Below are 16,545 nucleotides of genomic sequence, written 5' to 3'. Positions count from 1 at the left end.
TCCTCCGGTGAAAGTCCAATGCGCATTTCCTCCGGGAACATCGGTATAAAAAGTTCCGAAATCCAATCCGGCGCTTAGATCAGCTCCGCCAACACCTGTGGCTGTTCCGCTTGCACCATGAGATGCGGCATCGTAAACTCCGGTATAACCCACCACGGAAACCACTGCATCCGCTTTTGAAATGGTAATGGAAACATCGCCATTTTCATCCAAGTAATTCGTTCCTCCGGTGAAAGTCCAATGCGCATTTCCTCCGGGAACATCGGTATAAAAAGTTCCGAAATTCAGGCCGGCGCTTAGATCAGCTCCGCCAACTCCGGTGGCTGTTCCGCTCGCACCATGAGATGCGGCATCGTAAACTCCGGTATATCCAACAATGGAAACTGTTGCATCTGCTTTATTTACTGTTATCAAAACGCTTTTTGTCGCAGCATTGTAATTGGAAGTTCCTCCAACATTTACCTGAAGGGTTTGATTTATTCCAGCATTTAATAAAGTACCAAATGTAGGCGAATAGGTTACTGCTCCGGTGGGTGATCCCCCAACGACTCCAGTAACTGTTGCGTTAAGCTGGGTTGCACTCAACAATGTTCCATAAGTAATATCAGCAGGATTGCTCCATGTGATGATTTGACTGGCTTTAAGCACGTCTACTCTAACTGTCTTCGTTGCCGCATTGTAATTTGAAGTCCCCGCTGCATTTACCTGCAGGTTTTGATTCATCCCAGCATTTAATAAAGTACCGGCTGCGGGTGTATAAGTTAACGCTCCAGGTAATGTTCCACCAGCCACACCGGCAACTGTTGCGTTTAACTCTGTTGCACTTAATAATGCTCCATAAGTTATATTAGCAGGGTCGGCCCATGTAATATTTTGGTTTGCTTTATTTACAGTGAGTGACACTGTTTTAGTTGCAGCATTATAATTTGATGTTGCCGCTGCACTTACCTGTAAGATTTGACTTCCGGCATCTAATAAAGTACCTAAAGTGGGTGTATATGTAAATGCTCCCGGTGCCGATCCTCCGGCTGCACCGGAAACCGTTGCGTTAAGCTGCGTTGCACTCAACAATGTTCCGTATGTAATGGAGGACGGATTGGCCCATGTGATAGTCTGGTTGGCTTTATTTACATTGATTTGCACTGTCTTCGTCGCCGCATTATAATTTGTCGTGGCGGGTGCATTTACCACCAGGTTTTGACTTGTTCCTACATTTAATAAAGTTCCTGATATGGGTGTGTAGGTTAATGCTCCGGGGGTTGATCCACCCGCTACTCCTACAACAGATGCATTCAGTTGTGTCCCTCCCAATAATGTTCCGTAAGTAATATCAGCCGGATTGTTCCATGTGATTGTTTGATTCGCCTTAAGTACATTGATTTGTACTGTCCTTGTTGCCGCATTATAATTGGATGTTGCCGCAGCACTTACCTGTAAATTCTGACTTGCACCTGCAGTTAATAAAATCCCCGAAGCCGGTGTATAGGTTAATGCTCCTGGCGATGATCCACCGGCTACCCCGGCGACTGTTGCATTCAGTTGTGTCGCACCCAATAATGTTCCATATGTAATATCGGCCGGATTGGCCCATGTAATTGTTTGGTTGGCTTTACTTATTACTAATGTTGCTGTATCAGATTTTGAACCGGCCCCTCCCCCTCCTGTAGCAGTTACGGTAAATGACCCTGTTGGCACATTAGTGGTATTAGAGGTTTGAATCGTAAATACTACCGTTTGGGATCCATTGGGCGCAAGGGTAAATGATGTTGGCGAAAAACTAGCACTGACTATACCACTAGGTAAGCTGGTTGCACTCATGACTGCAGTAAAACTACCGGCACTATTATTAGCCGTAACATTAAAGGTATAGGTTACCGTACCGCCAATTCCATAGGTTAATGTCCCGGATTGCGCTCCAACAGTAAAGTTACTTAAGTTAGCATCCGTAAATACAACATCCGCATAATATCCGGAACTTTGTCCGGTAGCACTTGCCCGTAAAGTAGAATCCAGACAATCATCTTGACAGACATGCCAAGTGGTTACAAAATTACCACTGGCATCTGCCGTGACTTGCCAGGATCCATGGTCTTCTCCTGAATCCGGAGTTTCGTCGGCATGTAGTACCTGCATGTTCACCACCTCATTGGGGTAAAAACCGCTACCGGTAAATGTAGCCGTACTGCCAGGCGCATAATCAGTCTGATCAGAAGTTAAGGTTGCCTGTCCATAAGCCGTACCGACAAATATCAAATTTGTTATAAAAAAGATAATGGACAGAAATGTTGATTTAGGTATAAATGATTTCATATTAATGATATTAAATTTAAACAATTACGTATAACGACGAAGTCAATAAACAAACATAAGTATGGGACTTTACCTGTGAGCAGTAGGAAGCAATTAGTGTTCTGAAGGGGGATTCAGAGGAAGTTTACTTTCGAAAAAGTAAGGTAATTACATGTTTTTCAGGTATTTCTACACTAAGCTACATTATTCATAAAACATTTTTAAATATTTCGAAAGCTTTTCGATTAAAGACTAAAAAAAACCTGTGAAATGATATTTAACAAATTATTTATGAAAGAAAATGGAAAAGTTATTGTGAATGTTAAAAAAAAGTTATTGAATTCGGATGTAATTATTATTTTGCCAAAATTTTGAAGGAAATAATTAACTACATTAGCTTTTCAAAATATAAGACCGACATTAGTAAGAAATTCTAGAAATGAGTGAGGAACTCAACTTTATTGCAGGATAATTAATCAAAAAACGGACATATACATTGGAGTTGGAAAAGAAGGACTGACACCCACTAAATCGAAGTAGATACAATAAAAAAAGCCGATTCTTGCTACAACGCAAAAGAATATAATATCTCAAGGGATTTCTATGCAAGAGCATTTACAATTGAAACTAAAAATTCAAATAGTCTATATAACGCTCCTTGTGCAGCTGCATTAGTCAATGATAAAGTGAATGCATTTAATTGGTAAGCAACTACATATATGGCAAAATTTTTACGGTTTTCAAACATCCTGCTTGCAGCTATCTTTTATGGATTGGCTTTAATCCCAGTAATCTTTCCAGCAACACTTTTTTGGAACAACAACAAAATATGTTGAAGTCGCTCAATATTGTTATGGTTGCACTGGTTTCAATTGCAGCAATAATTACCCTAATTGCTGCATACTGGGAAAGAACCAATACATTGGCTTGCTATACTTTGCTGGTGGCCGCAGCTTGCTTTATATGCTGCATTTTAATTTCGCGATTTGGCAATGCACCAATTCAAAATGAAATGCTGATATGGAAAACCGAAAATATGCCATCCAATTGGACCGTCTTGAGAGACGAATGGTGGAAATGCCACAGACTCAGAACAATTGCTGAATTAATCGCTTTAATGCTGATTTCTTGGGTTCACATAAAAAAGTAAACCATCGAGTTCCTGGGCCTAACTATTTTTTACTTTTAAAAATATTGCAGAGAAAATCGATATATCATTTAACAATACTTTCTGACTTAACTACACTGGTTTTCTGTTATTTAGAGTTAAATTTATGTTTTATAGTTATTAACTTAAAAACATATATTATGAGTACAGATAATCAAGACAAAGGTCAGGGTAAACAAGGTCAGCATCAGGGCCAGGTAGGTCAAAACCAGCAGGGTCATGGCCAAAATGAAGTCAAAGGCCAAAAAGGTCAGGCGCAACAGGATCCATACAAAGGTCAGGGACAACAAGGTACATATCAAGGGCAACAAAATCCGGGTGAGCAGGAACAGCAAAAGCAGGAGCAGCAGGAACAGACCAAACAAGGACAACCCAAACAAGACCCGCAGGGTCAATATCAAAGACAACAAGGTCAGGACAAAAGAGGTCAGCAAGGTTCAATGAATTCACGCAGGGATACTGAAAATGAAGACAAATCTGACCAATAGAGAAACAAACATATAATCTACAGGAAAAGGGTATCTGAACGATATCCTTTTTTTTGTTTCTCCTGAACCCGGGTAGGTAAATCTGCATTTATTAGAATATATTTATTGTCATCACACACGCCAGTGTACTTAGTAGAAAAATTGACGTCTATTTAGAAAACTTATATATTTGATATAATTACTAGCATAGCGGTCATGGTCCCGGATAATAACAAACAATAAAAAGACAGAAATTTGAATATTTATGGCAAAAAATAAGACAACTGAAACAGCAATTAATGTCATTGACTTCATTAACTCCTATGTGGACAAGGACCAAAAGAAAGCGGATAGTTTTCAACTAATAGAATTAATGAAAAAATGGTCGGGGTTTGAACCCAAAATGTGGGGGCCGACAATTATAGGATTTGGTAGTTATCATTACAAGTATGCAAGCGGACACGAAGGGGATTCCCCACTAATTGGATTTTCGCCACGAAAAGCAGAATTCTCACTTTATGTATTCTCCCCAACAAAGGACAATGAACACCTATTGGACCACTTTGGAAAATTTAGGATGGGAAAAGCTTGCATTTATGTAAAAAAACTGGCAGATATAAATGTTTCTGTCTTAGAAAACCTTTGCAAAACAAGTATTGCTTATCTCAACGAACATCACGAATGTGCTTGCAGAGAGAGCTAGAAAATGATAAACAATGAGAATCAACTACTATGAGAAAAGTAAAATTATTACCGGACATTGAACAGTATACTTTTACGTAATTTCAAAAATCGTTTAACAAATTAAAAAAAAGAAAAAATGTTTACAGTAGAACAAATCAAAACAGCGCACAGCAAAGTGAAATCAGGCGCAGATTTTCCTGCATACATTCAGGAAATTAAAAAATTAGGCGTTACCTATTATGAAACTTTTGTCACGGACGGTCATACCGACTATTTTGGTGCAGATGATTATAGAACTTCAAGCCCCTCCAAATATGAGGCCTTAGCTATTACCGAAACCCCAAACAGTGAACAGTTTAAAATCGACATTCAGGCACACCAACAGGGAAAAACAAACTATCCAACTTTCTGTACTGATTGCGCCAAATCAGGCATTGAAAAATGGACTGTTTGTATGAGCAAAATGACTTGTACTTATTATGACAAGGCAAGAAATGAAATTTTGGTAGAAGAAATTCCTCATTAATTAAAAGCGACAAATTAGAAATAGAAAATAAAAAAGGGAGCTATCAATTTTGTCATTCTCATTAACGTAATTTACCCCTAGTGTGCTTTCGGCTAACATCTCTAAAAAAAGTGTGAATTATATAACTCTTCCATAAAGTTGTGTAACATATACGGAAGAGAGCTGCTGTAACTTTGTAGTGTGAAAATCATTCACAACTGGCCGCCAGTAGCGGAAATTAATCTGACCCAAAATGATTAAATTAAAAAAAATGTTTACAGCAGTTATGCTGGCAGCCGTTGTCTTAGTTGTAGGATGTGATAATAATGACGCTCCTGCTCCGACAACTCCGACAATTACAGCACAAAGTCCAAGCAGCAATGCAACTAACGTGGCACTCAATAAAGTAATATCCTTTACTTTCAGTGAGCCAATGAACCCTTCAACAATTAATACTACTACTTTTATGGTAAAGCAAGGTACCACAACGGTTTTAGGTACTGTTGCTTATGCGGGAACTACAGCCACATTTACGCCCTCAGTTGCTCTTACTGCTGGTACGATTTATACGGCTACGATAACTACAGGTGTTAAAAGCGCTGCAGGTGTTTCGCTTGCCGCTAATACCACATGGAACTTTACAACCGGAATCAATGCACAAGGTCTTGCGGCTGTTGACTTAGGAGCAGCAGGTAATTATGTTATCCTTGCAAAAACTGCCATCAACAATAACCCTACTTCAGCTATTACAGGTGATTTAGGATTAAGTCCGGCAGCTACATCTTATATCACAGGTCTTTCTTTAACAAATGCCACTGGATATGCGACTTCTGCACAGGTAACCGGAAAAATTTATGCCGCAGATATGGTAAGCCCAACATCGACAAACCTGACAACGGCAGTAAATAATATGATTACGGCTTATAATGATGCAGCTGGGCGCCCTTCACCTGATTTCTCTGAACTTGGTACAGGAAATATTGGCGGAAAAACACTTACAGAGGGTCTTTATAAATGGACTAATACGGTTACAGCACCTACAAACTTAATAATTTCAGGAAGTGCAACGGATGTTTGGATTTTCCAGATTGCGGGAGACCTTACGGTAAGTTCGGGAGTAAAAATTACCCTAAGCGGAGGAGCACAAGCCAAAAATATTTTCTGGCAGGTTGCGGGTACTGTAAGTATCGGGACCACGGCACAATTTAAAGGTGTGATATTGTCCAAGACAGGTGTTACACTTGCTTCGAAAGCAACATTAAGTGGCCGCGCCTTGGCACAAACTGCTGTAATTCTTGATGCTAATATCGTAACTAAACCGTAATACTATTAGCATAGTGTAATATACTTAAATTAAAATTTTAATAAAGCAAAAGGACAGGAACTAATCTTCTTGTCCTTTGTTTTTTACAAACTAATTGAAGCTGGTTACTATTTAACAATAGTTTCTGAGGCTATTGTATTGATTTTGTGATATTAAGGGTTAAATTTATGTTTACAGTTATTAATTTAAATTTAATATTATGAGCGCAACAGATAATAATAAAGATAAAGGGCAAGGTACACAAGGTCAACAGAACCAACAAGGAAGAGGTGTACAAAACCAAGGTCAGAGTCAGAACCAAAATCAGGGTCAAACAGGTCCAGGTCAAACCGGAGAACGCGCCAAGTGGCAGGAAGGCCAAAAACAAGTAAGTACTGATAAAGAGCGTAAACCAGGTCTGCCAGACCAAAATCCACAAGGTGGCCATGGTCAAAAAGGAGTGGGAGGAAAAATCCTGGGTCAAGAGGGTCAATATCAGGGACAACAATATAAACCCGGTGTACCAGACCAAAATCCACAAGGAAATTTTCAACAAGATCAAAGCAGATACCAAGGTGACCAGGGGAAAATGAAAACAGAAAATAGAGATGTCAATAAAGATGATGTCTCTGAATAATATAATTTAAATAATAAAAGGGTATCATTTAGATACCCTTTTTTTTTCTTATAACCCGAAGTTTATTTTATATTTGTAGCGATTCAGCGACAATTATGTCATTGCTGTACCATATAAATTATGAGATACATTTTTTACGTCCTTCTTTTTGTTCACGTATTTAGTTTTGGGCAGACATCCAACCAAATAGATAACAAGATTACTATTGGAACAATAAACACTATACATTCTGACATATTAAATGAGGAAAGGGAAGTGTTGATTTATGTTCCAAATTCAAGTACCCGCAACAGTAACGATAAAACTCGTTATCCGGTTCTCTACCTATTAGACGGCTATTCTTTTTTTCATTCTGTAACAGGTATGGTTCAATATTTAAGTGCTATTAGTAAGATGCCTGAAATGATAGTTGTAGCTATAGTAAATACAGATCGCGTTAGGGATTTGACTCCTACCCATAGCACTTCATGGTCGAATGGGGAGCAGGACGCAGCACATTTTAAAAATTCCGGAGGAGGCGAAAAGTTTCTCTCATTTGTCGAAAAAGAATTAATACCTTACATTGATTCTCACTACAAAACAGAACCGTATCGCATGTTTGTCGGTCATTCTTTGGGAGGTTTGACGGTGGTAAATGCGCTTATCAAGAATCCTGAATTATTCAATTCATATGTAGCAATTGACCCGAGTATCTGGTGGGATAATAAATCTCTTATGAAACAAGCTGCGGTTGTTTTGAAACAAAAAGAGTATTTAGGGAAGAAACTATTCTTTGCGTCAGCAAATACTATGAATAAGGAAATGGATACGATGAGAGTCGTAAAGGATACGGCAAATAGCAATTTACATGTGAGGGATAATCTTGAATTCCGTGAATTACTCAAAAAAAATAAAAATAAGCTGGACTGGAAATGGAAGTACTATGCTGATGACAACCATCTATCTATACCACTTATTGCCGAATATGACGCATTGCGTTACTTCTTTAAAGAGTATGAATTACCGAAAGATCTGGACGATAGCTCAATTAATGCCGGATATATTCAAAATCATTATCGAAATATTTCTGAAATGTTAGGGTATACAGTGTTACCCCCACAAAGCACCATCAATTTTTTAGGATATAACAATCTGTCAGGCAAACGGTATGACAAAGCATATGGCTTTTTTAAAATGAATATTGATAATTACCCCGCAAGTGCAAATGCCTTTGATTCAATGGGAGATTATTATATGGATAAGAATGATCGGAAAAAGGCAATAGAATCCTTTGAAAAGGCATTATCGCTGAAGGAAGTATCTGAAACCAGAAAGAAACTAGAGAAACTGCAAATTGGCTTAGTTCGGTGAATCTTTATTAAAACCTCCAACAACCAAACATTAATTTATATTTGTGAGGCTTAGTAACTTTTCATTCAGCTAAACCGACCGGAGCAAGCATCAAAAAACAAATCAAGAAAATGAACAATTACAAAGCATCACGCAAAATGACTATATTGATGGCAATTTTTCTTTTAGCTGTCACTTTCCAAAGCTGTAATCAGGAAACCAAAGTAGTCAAAGAAACCACAGTAAAAACCGAAACACCGGAATACTTTTTATTACGTCCGGAGTTGGAAAAATCTTTTGGTTACAGTCACGCAGTAAGAATTGGCGATGACCTCAAAATATCAGGAGCCGTTAGTATGGACAACAATGGAGTTCTCGTAGCACCGGGAAATATGGAGCAACAAATGAAAAATTGCTACAGTGACTTAGAAAAAATTCTAAAACATTACGGCTACACTTTTGACGATGTTGTTGTCGAAAACGTTTACACGACCAATATGAAAGACTTTATTAGCGTGTCGGGATTTCGTAACTCAATCTACAAAAAACAATATCCAACAGGAACTTGGCTTGAAGTAAAGGGTCTTGCAATAGAGGGACAGTTGATTGAGATAGATATGGAAGCGCATAAGTCAAAATAGCGGATCGGTTCTCCGAAAGGGAAACATTAAAAGAAATTACGGTTATTAAATAATCGCATAAAACTACAACCATCAAAGTTGTAGTTTTTGTTTTTATAAACGCCGTACATCTAACGTTCTGTCATTGCGAGGAGGAACGACGTGGCATTTCATCTATTGTTATAAGAAAATAACCATATAAATACTCCTTTGTACTATAAGTTGTATATATTTGGCGCTATCCCAAGTTAGTCGTCATTTTGCCCAAACTGAAACCGAAAAATATTAATTAAAATAATACTATGAATTCAACTGAAACGCAAAATAATACCAAATGGTTTCCAAAATTTACTTTAAGCTTTTTAGCAATAGTTGGTGCTATAAATACTGCTCTTTTTATAATCTTACCCCTTTTACCTTATAAACTTTCACAGTTTGTACTTCCTACAGGATTTTTGACTTTAGGATTGGCAATACTATTCTCAATTGGATTTTCTATTTATTGGCACAATAAAGAGAAAAAAGGAACTTTTAATTCAATAAAATATATTTCTTGGCTTCAAACTTTGTTACGTTATTGGATTGCATTTCTTCTTTTTGATTTTGGATTTCAAAAAATATTCGAAGTCAATTTTAATACCTCATACCATATAAATGATTCGCTAATAAGTGCATTAAATGGTCAGGAACTAACTTGGAAATATTATGCATTTTCTTATAGTCTTGCTGTAATTTTGGCATTATTTCAAATAATTGGAAGTTTTCTTTTGTTATTCAAGCGTACTGTTTTATTAGGTGTTGCAATACTTTTACCTGTAATAGTGAACATCGTTTTAATTAATGTCTTTTACAGCATTGGGCCAGTTACATTATTTACATCTGTTTTAATTACATCAGGCTTAGTATACTTATTACTGCAACGAAAATTGGAGATCATAAATATCTTTAATCAATATAAAAACACACTACCTTCTATTGGTAATAATAGTACACGTTCAATTGCTCGTATATTGTGTATTATAATTCCTTTCTTATTTGTTATCTATTATAATTATGACGTTCATCTTTCAAAAAAATATTTTGGAAAATGGAAAGTCGAATCTATGACTCGTAATGGAAAATTGATTGCTGAAAATGAATGGACAAAGGATAGTTTAGCGTGGAAAACAATCTATATTGAAGAACGCGGAAAAATATATTACTGTCCAAATCCCTATATGTATGTAGATAGTCTATCAATACTTATGAAGTATAAGTACGATAATAAAGAAAAAAATCCTGAAAAACCAGATACAATTCCTGTTCAGATTAACGATTTTAAAGATAAATCAATGCATTGGAAAATGATTTTCTATAAAGACACTATCCAAATGGAATTGAAGAAAATGAATCCGGAACAATAAAACTGCCCATAACAGCGGATTTCTACACGAGCAAAGCGAACTGACTAAGTAAACCGATTCCTCGGATAGGTCAGCGCAACGGCTGGCGCGGAGTTCACACGAGCGAAGCGAACTGCCGTACTAATCCGTCTATACTTCTTACAAGAATAAAAAACACTCAATCGAGTGGTTTTTATTAAACTATAAATTCTTAAAGGCATTCTGTTTAGCAATATTCATTCTCTCCAGATTGTTAAATAGCACTATGGCATTTTTAAGAGCTACTTCTATTGGCAGGTACTTATAATTGGCAAGTGTTCCTCCTGTGAAATAAACATTAGCAATCATTTCTGGATATGGATAATTTACAGTTCTGGAATAATCATTGGGATTTTCCGCAAAATAGGAATCAATAAGATTTTCAGAATATTGGTCCGAGGCTCCCGTAAAAAATAACTTTTCAAAGGTAATGTCATGGCCGATATCGAAATAATCCGTATTCAGCATAACCTCGATATAGGGATAATCAAGCATTTTTTGGAGCATTTGGGTATATCCGGAAATTGGTAAGGCGGTACACTCCAATGTATCGGTCTTTTCTTTTGTTACGGAATCCTGTCGCCATTCCGAAAATTGGGTAACATATTCCCAGACCTCATTTTCTGTCTTATGAAACAACGGGCAATTGTATTTAAAAACCAAACTTCCGTTTTTATCAATATAATCATAACTGTTTCCGGCAATGTGGTCACGCTTTTCAATAACCAGTACTTTCTTTTTAATGGAGGCATAATGTTGCGCCAATACACATCCTGATATCCCCGCCCCTACTATAATAATGTCGAATTTATTCATGATTCTCTATTTAGTGTTTTACAATTGCATTTTTGTGTGTTTCCTAAAATTATAACTTCTGAAAATGATATTGTTTAAAAAAAGAAAATAATCGTTTAACGATAAAAAAAAACAGTTTAAAGTAGCCCGCTGCGCAAAGTCTCCTGACTTTAAACCCGAAAAGAGAAGGTGAAAATGGTAATCCCGATAGCGCGGATTTGCACCGGAGGCTTTAGCCGAATTGACGAAGTAATCCGTGCAAAATACAATAATAAACTACAGCCCAAAAAGTTGTAGTTTTACATTTTTAGAAAAGCCATACATCACACTCTCTGTCATTGCGAGGAGGAACGACGAAGCAATCTAAGTATTAAAAATATCCTGAAAACTTTCAATCCACAAGTAATTATTTTTCTTACATTTGGAATCCAACCAATTAAAATCTATTTACTTATGAGTACACAATTACCAAAACAAGCTGTAGGACAATTAAAGAAAACATTAGATAACTTCAAATTAAACGATGCAATCGAATTGAGTAACAATGAAGCTCAAACCAGAAAGTTTTTAATAGAACCTTTCTTTATGATGTTGAATTATGTATCCAATGATTTGATTCCGGAATACAATGCTGATTTTGGTGATAGAGTAAGTAATAAAATAGATTACGCAATCGTATTGAATAAAAAAGATACAATTCTGATTGAAGCCAAAAAACATTCCAGCCGTCTGACAGATAAAGAAGCCGGACAATTGAATGGCTATTTTAACAACACCAAAAATTCAAAGATAGCCGTACTTACCAATGGTATCGAATACCGCTTTTACTCCGATGTTTTAGAACCGAATGTAATTGATCCTAAGCCGTTCTTCATTTTTAATTTGAGTAACTACAATGAGAAAGATATTGAAACTTTGATAAAGTTTGATAAGCGATTTATTAAGGTTAAGGAAATTGTTACCTCCGCACAGGAAGCGGCTTTCGTAGAAAGCTTTGAAGACACCTTATACAAAGAATTAAAAGCCCCTTCAAAAGACCTGTTGAAAATTGTTCATAGAAATATGCTTTTTAAAACAAAGTTTACCGATGAAACTCAACTTAAAATGATTTCATTGGTTAATTCAGCTTTACTGAAAAACATATATGACAGAAAAGTGTTGGAAGAATCAAAATCCAATTCACAAGGTGTCGTGACAACCGAATTTGAAATCCAGGCATACCACACCATTAGAACGTTACTGATTCAAAATAAAAAGATTCCTAAAGACAGAATTGTGTTTAAGGATTATAAAAGCTTTTTCAATATCAGTATCGATGACAATTCAAAAAAGGTAATCTGCAAATTAATATTCACCGATTCCAAATTGAAGATGCATATTGAGAATAATGAATATCACTTAGATCACATTGATGATCTGTTGAAACATAAAAACGAATTAACAAACCGTACACTTTCCTTGGTAGAATAATATATCTGATGGCTTTGTTCAGTTGCGCCATTGAGGCAAGCCACTGGAAGTTAGGTAAAATATAACATGAAAAAACTAAAAGAGATTTGGAAAGACCCAGTGTGGAGTAAAGTTATTTCAGCAGGAATAATAAGTTTATTGATTTTAATCTATAATGCTATTGATGGGTTAGCTACGGGTAAAGATTTTAAAACAAGTGTAATTACATTTTGGAATTTTAAAGTTAGCTTATGGATTATTGCTATTGTAATAATTACTTCAATAACCATCTTTACTTTTGTAAAGAAAATAAAAAAAATTAATATTATTGAATTTATATATGATGAAAAAACATTAGAACTTGATACGGCCTTATTCAATAAAATCCGTAATAACATGTTAACCATTCAAAACATCCATTGGTTACGGACAAACAATTTTGCTGGGTATAGTTTCAGAGATGAACTTTTGCATCCATTCGATTTAATTGAGGTTGAAATGGAAAGGCCAGATTTAGATTTTTTTAACCCAAAATTAGAATCTTTAAAAGAAGAATTATTAATTTATATAAAAGACTTTAATTCTTTCTTGCTTCCAAATATTTTTAGTGAAGGAGGTCTAAGATTAAGTGTACCATCGGAATGGGAAATGGAACAACCAGAAAGATTCAATAATGCAGTAGATGGTATCCACAGCCGTGCTCAATCAATTGCTATAAAATATGATGAATTCATAAAAAAGGGGCGCAAAATTTTAAAGGTTCAATAATTACGTCTTAAAGTAGACATTTAATTTAACATTATGCCTAAAATTCTAATCACAGGAAACGGATTCGATCTTAATATAGGTTTACCGACATCTTATAACGATTTCATTAAAATTTTATCATTTGTAGATGGACACCACTCTTTCGATTTTGAAACAGTCTATTCAAAAAGTGCTAATCATGAATCAATAGTTTCTAAATTTAACTCTTTCGAATTTGACACTAAAAATATTGAAAGTCTAAAACATCTAATTGGCAAAAATCAATGGTTTCGATTTTTCAAAAATGAATATGAGATTGAAACTTGGATAGATTTTGAGAATAAAATTGAATATGTCTTAAAGAATTTATTTGCCTCACTAGAATTCATAAAAGATAGCGCATTTTCAAAAGGTTCGCTTCTAGAAAATGAAATTTATTATGGTAGCGACCTCTTTAAAAATAATATCGAGATAATGGAAGTGTTAAGCAAGTTTGAGATAATCAGTTTGGACAACCATCGCAATATTACTTTAAACACAAAATTTTTGATTAGTAAATATGGCTACTTTATTGATATCGATTTAGATAAAATAACCAAGAATTTACTTTCCGAATTATATGTTTTTAAAAAAATCTTTAATTACTATTTTGAGATTTTTGTTATTCCACTCTATGAAAAATCCAAATCAAAGAGTTATCCATTTTTTTCAAAAATTAATAAACATTACACTTTCAATTATACTCCAACATTTGAGAAAATTTATGGAAATAAACAAATCACAAAATTTCTACACGGAAAAATAAATTCTGTAGAAAATAAAATAGTGTTAGGAATTAACGAAATACCTAAAAATGAATCACTGGAAAAAAGGCATTTTTTACCGTTCACTAAATATTTCCAAAAGTTAAATAATAATACAGATTACATTTTTATCAAAGAATTTGAAACTAAAGTCAATAATAATTATTCTTTCTTTTTTTGGGGTCATTCGTTAGACAAGTCTGATGAGGATTATCTTAATGAGGTTTTTGATTTTGTTAATGAGTTGAAGACAAAAACAAAAAAAATTATAATTATTTATCATAATGAAAAAGCAAAATCAGTATTATTATTAAATATTTTGAACGTTAGAGGTAAAAAAGATATTCAAGATTTGATGAGAAGCCAAGTACTTCAGTTTCTACATATTGAATCTAAAGAATTACAAAATGAATTAAATCGAGATATCTCTAGTCGTCCCATTGGTATAGCTACGTATAGTATATAACCCGATCGCGCGGATATGTCTCCGCAACGATAGCGCGGATTTGTAATCCGTGCCCTCAAAGAGAAGAAACAAAATCTTACAGCAACCTTCCCTGTAAGATTTTTTTTATCTAAATTCGCCGCCATAAACCCAACCAAACCATTACATGTCCACAACTACCGAAGCACCAATCCCCCCAAAGAAAAGCACAAGCGAAAAAGGCCACGCCGTAAACGTCGCCAATCTTCAGGAACTGATCGCTTTCGTAACCGGACTGGGAACCACTTACAACCCAAGTAAACCAAGCCTGAAACTGGCACAGCTCAATACGTTGGTTACAAATGCAAACGCACACTTGGCCAATGTAATCAACATCAACGTCGCCTACAACAACATGGTCAACGAACGGGTAAGCGCATTCAGAACATTGAAACCATTGGCAACACGATTAATCAACGCCTTGGACATTACCGATGCAACAGACGCAAAAGTAGCCGACGCAAAAGCATATAACAAAAAAATCCAGGGTCCTACCGCCAGAACACGCAGAAAGTTGGCACAGGCAACCGATACCGAATCCACCACAATATCTACCAGTCAGCAATCGTACGACATGCAAATCCAGCACTTCGCAGGACTCATCGCCACAATGCAATCCGAGCCCAGTTACGCACCCAATGAAACCGACTTAAAAATCGCAGCACTCGTCGCAAAACACACCGACCTGATTGCTAAAAATAAGGCAGTATCATCAGCGAATGCAAAAATCAACAATGCAAGAATTGCACGCGACACCACATTATACGCCCCCGATTCCGGATTGGTCGATACCGCCACAGAAGTAAAAAAGTACATCAAGTCCATATATGGAGGAACATCGCCGTATTTTGAACAGGTAAAAGGAATACAATTCCTGAAAGCTAAAAAATAGAGGTATTACAACGCAACTGTCATAGGGAGCCTATCGAAGTACAAGAAAAGCTTTTACAATTACGCCTCCCGCATTTGCAGTCGTCCCTCCCGCATTTGCAATTATGCCTCCCGCATTTACAGTTACATCTCCCGCAATTGCAGTTACGCCTCCCGCATTTGCAATTATCCCTCCCGCAATTACAATTATCCCTCCCCTATTTATATTTATCCCTACCAAAACTAAAATTTGCGAATTTGCGGTAAAAAATATCCCAACCCAAAAGAAAATTTGCAAATTCGCCGTAAAGAATATCATAACCCAACCGTCACACTGAACCTGTCGAAGTGCAGATACCGCTACCCTATCCCGTCAAAAATCACTATCTTTCAATACTTTAAAAACAAAATTCCCGTTTCTATACAAACACCACAAAAATGAAGAAAGTTATATTCCTTTTATGCCTCCTGATAATGGTCGGCTGTAAGTCCAAGAAAGCCCCGGCAAAACCCGTAGAGCCAACAATCGTGAAACTCGCGCCAAGCCAGATAGACAATTCCTTAAAAGAGAAAACCTATGAGTTAGGAACAAGGATCCTGATGACCTGCAACACCTCCAAATTCAAACCGTTCAACACCAGTGAGGCCACGCCCTCAGTAATCCAGAACACCACACAGACCCGCCTGACCAAAACCTGCCTGAAGTTCCGCTTGAAATACGGCGCCTTCAAAGACCTCGATCTGGTCGAAGTCATCCACAACAAAACAGAAAATATTAGAATCTTCCGATACAAGGCCCTCTACGAAAAGAAGATTGCCAACAAGGAACTGCGCGTAACTTTAAATCAGGATAATAAAGTCTCCGCCATCAATTCAAGGGACTGGATTAATGTCTATAAACCGTAAGACAGGTCTCCCAGTTAGGATAAGAATCCACTTACCGGGAGCGGGCTAAACCGGCTAAACTCCTCGAA

The 16,545-nt window shown here is 36.4% G+C and carries 17 protein-coding genes; 14 read left to right on the top strand and 3 right to left on the bottom strand.

Going from position 1 to position 16,545, the window contains the following annotated elements; translation table 11 throughout:
* Positions 1-2,310 (bottom strand): hypothetical protein (locus FNW07_RS10135; protein WP_221931746.1); only part of this gene is annotated, 2,310 nt, incomplete at its 3' end.
* A gap of 808 nt (positions 2,311-3,118) precedes the next feature.
* Between FNW07_RS10135 and FNW07_RS10130 the strand changes: the two genes are divergently transcribed.
* The 9 genes from FNW07_RS10130 to FNW07_RS10090 all read left to right on the top strand — a co-directional run bounded on the left by FNW07_RS10130 (position 3,119) and on the right by FNW07_RS10090 (position 10,405).
* Positions 3,119-3,439, top strand: a complete 321-nt coding sequence (locus FNW07_RS10130) for an anthrone oxygenase family protein (protein WP_158626882.1) — start codon at positions 3,119-3,121, stop codon at positions 3,437-3,439.
* Positions 3,440-3,597: 158 nt separating this feature from the next.
* Positions 3,598-3,945, top strand: a complete 348-nt coding sequence (locus FNW07_RS10125) for a hypothetical protein (protein ID WP_126744953.1) — start codon at positions 3,598-3,600, stop codon at positions 3,943-3,945.
* Positions 3,946-4,189: 244 nt separating this feature from the next.
* Positions 4,190-4,627 carry a DUF1801 domain-containing protein gene (locus FNW07_RS10120; protein WP_126744952.1) on the top strand — a complete coding sequence of 146 codons (438 nt, stop codon included), beginning with the start codon at positions 4,190-4,192 and terminating at the stop codon, positions 4,625-4,627.
* A 117-nt stretch (positions 4,628-4,744) separates the two neighbouring features.
* Positions 4,745-5,134, top strand: a complete 390-nt coding sequence (locus FNW07_RS10115; RefSeq protein ID WP_126744951.1) for a DUF1398 domain-containing protein — start codon at positions 4,745-4,747, stop codon at positions 5,132-5,134.
* Positions 5,135-5,384: 250 nt separating this feature from the next.
* The gene (locus FNW07_RS10110; RefSeq protein ID WP_185964640.1) at positions 5,385-6,437 is read left to right on the top strand and encodes an ice-binding family protein; all 1,053 of its coding nucleotides are present in this window, start codon (positions 5,385-5,387) and stop codon (positions 6,435-6,437) included.
* 199 nt (positions 6,438-6,636) lie between these two features.
* The gene (locus tag FNW07_RS10105) at positions 6,637-7,053 is read left to right on the top strand and encodes a hypothetical protein (RefSeq protein ID WP_126744949.1); all 417 of its coding nucleotides are present in this window, start codon (positions 6,637-6,639) and stop codon (positions 7,051-7,053) included.
* 120 nt (positions 7,054-7,173) lie between these two features.
* Positions 7,174-8,403: an alpha/beta hydrolase-fold protein gene (locus FNW07_RS10100; protein WP_126744948.1), complete on the top strand. Its 1,230-nt coding sequence runs from the start codon at positions 7,174-7,176 to the stop codon at positions 8,401-8,403.
* A gap of 149 nt (positions 8,404-8,552) precedes the next feature.
* Positions 8,553-9,023, top strand: a complete 471-nt coding sequence (locus FNW07_RS10095; RefSeq protein WP_255512749.1) for a RidA family protein — start codon at positions 8,553-8,555, stop codon at positions 9,021-9,023.
* A 281-nt stretch (positions 9,024-9,304) separates the two neighbouring features.
* Complete coding sequence (locus FNW07_RS10090; protein WP_126744946.1) at positions 9,305-10,405, top strand: ABC transporter ATP-binding protein; 1,101 nt, start codon at positions 9,305-9,307, stop codon at positions 10,403-10,405.
* 180 nt (positions 10,406-10,585) lie between these two features.
* Here the strand turns inward: FNW07_RS10090 and FNW07_RS10085 are convergent, their stop codons facing one another.
* The gene (locus FNW07_RS10085) at positions 10,586-11,239 is read right to left on the bottom strand and encodes an NAD(P)-binding protein (protein WP_126744945.1); all 654 of its coding nucleotides are present in this window, start codon (positions 11,237-11,239) and stop codon (positions 10,586-10,588) included.
* A 432-nt stretch (positions 11,240-11,671) separates the two neighbouring features.
* On the opposite strand from FNW07_RS10085, the gene FNW07_RS10080 reads away from it, so the two are divergent.
* The 4 genes from FNW07_RS10080 to FNW07_RS10065 all read left to right on the top strand — a co-directional run bounded on the left by FNW07_RS10080 (position 11,672) and on the right by FNW07_RS10065 (position 15,593).
* Positions 11,672-12,688 (top strand): type I restriction enzyme HsdR N-terminal domain-containing protein, encoded by a 1,017-nt coding sequence (locus FNW07_RS10080; RefSeq protein ID WP_126744944.1) that lies wholly within the window; start codon positions 11,672-11,674, stop codon positions 12,686-12,688.
* Positions 12,689-12,754: 66 nt separating this feature from the next.
* Positions 12,755-13,435 (top strand): hypothetical protein, encoded by a 681-nt coding sequence (locus FNW07_RS10075; protein WP_126744943.1) that lies wholly within the window; start codon positions 12,755-12,757, stop codon positions 13,433-13,435.
* Positions 13,436-13,468: 33 nt separating this feature from the next.
* Positions 13,469-14,683, top strand: a complete 1,215-nt coding sequence (locus tag FNW07_RS10070) for an AbiH family protein (RefSeq protein ID WP_126744942.1) — start codon at positions 13,469-13,471, stop codon at positions 14,681-14,683.
* 145 nt (positions 14,684-14,828) lie between these two features.
* On the top strand, positions 14,829-15,593 hold the full coding sequence (locus FNW07_RS10065) for a hypothetical protein (RefSeq protein ID WP_126744941.1): 765 nt from the start codon (positions 14,829-14,831) through the stop codon (positions 15,591-15,593).
* 30 nt (positions 15,594-15,623) lie between these two features.
* Here FNW07_RS10065 and FNW07_RS10060 read toward each other — a convergent pair whose 3' ends face one another.
* Positions 15,624-15,812 (bottom strand): hypothetical protein, encoded by a 189-nt coding sequence (locus tag FNW07_RS10060; RefSeq protein WP_126744940.1) that lies wholly within the window; start codon positions 15,810-15,812, stop codon positions 15,624-15,626.
* Between the two features lie 233 nt (positions 15,813-16,045).
* Between FNW07_RS10060 and FNW07_RS10055 the strand changes: the two genes are divergently transcribed.
* Positions 16,046-16,477, top strand: a complete 432-nt coding sequence (locus FNW07_RS10055; RefSeq protein WP_255512748.1) for a hypothetical protein — start codon at positions 16,046-16,048, stop codon at positions 16,475-16,477.
* The last annotated feature ends 68 nt before the right edge of the window (positions 16,478-16,545 follow it).

The sequence above is a fragment of the Flavobacterium sp. GT3R68 genome, assembly GCF_007109225.1.
Taxonomy (GTDB): Bacteria; Bacteroidota; Bacteroidia; order Flavobacteriales; family Flavobacteriaceae; genus Flavobacterium.
This window is presented reverse-complemented; position numbering and strand designations above follow the sequence as displayed.

Coding starts and splice junctions, on each gene's coding strand:
- FNW07_RS10080 (WP_126744944.1), top strand. CDS start 11,672: ATGAGTACACAATTACCAAAACAAGCTGTAGGACAATTAAAGAAAACA.
- FNW07_RS10130 (WP_158626882.1), top strand. CDS start 3,119: ATGTTGAAGTCGCTCAATATTGTTATGGTTGCACTGGTTTCAATTGCA.
- FNW07_RS10065 (WP_126744941.1), top strand. CDS start 14,829: ATGTCCACAACTACCGAAGCACCAATCCCCCCAAAGAAAAGCACAAGC.
- FNW07_RS10070 (WP_126744942.1), top strand. CDS start 13,469: ATGCCTAAAATTCTAATCACAGGAAACGGATTCGATCTTAATATAGGT.
- FNW07_RS10055 (WP_255512748.1), top strand. CDS start 16,046: ATGGTCGGCTGTAAGTCCAAGAAAGCCCCGGCAAAACCCGTAGAGCCA.
- FNW07_RS10090 (WP_126744946.1), top strand. CDS start 9,305: ATGAATTCAACTGAAACGCAAAATAATACCAAATGGTTTCCAAAATTT.
- FNW07_RS10110 (WP_185964640.1), top strand. CDS start 5,385: ATGTTTACAGCAGTTATGCTGGCAGCCGTTGTCTTAGTTGTAGGATGT.
- FNW07_RS10120 (WP_126744952.1), top strand. CDS start 4,190: ATGGCAAAAAATAAGACAACTGAAACAGCAATTAATGTCATTGACTTC.
- FNW07_RS10095 (WP_255512749.1), top strand. CDS start 8,553: ATGGCAATTTTTCTTTTAGCTGTCACTTTCCAAAGCTGTAATCAGGAA.
- FNW07_RS10100 (WP_126744948.1), top strand. CDS start 7,174: ATGAGATACATTTTTTACGTCCTTCTTTTTGTTCACGTATTTAGTTTT.
- FNW07_RS10105 (WP_126744949.1), top strand. CDS start 6,637: ATGAGCGCAACAGATAATAATAAAGATAAAGGGCAAGGTACACAAGGT.
- FNW07_RS10115 (WP_126744951.1), top strand. CDS start 4,745: ATGTTTACAGTAGAACAAATCAAAACAGCGCACAGCAAAGTGAAATCA.
- FNW07_RS10085 (WP_126744945.1), bottom strand. CDS start 11,239: ATGAATAAATTCGACATTATTATAGTAGGGGCGGGGATATCAGGATGT.
- FNW07_RS10075 (WP_126744943.1), top strand. CDS start 12,755: ATGAAAAAACTAAAAGAGATTTGGAAAGACCCAGTGTGGAGTAAAGTT.
- FNW07_RS10125 (WP_126744953.1), top strand. CDS start 3,598: ATGAGTACAGATAATCAAGACAAAGGTCAGGGTAAACAAGGTCAGCAT.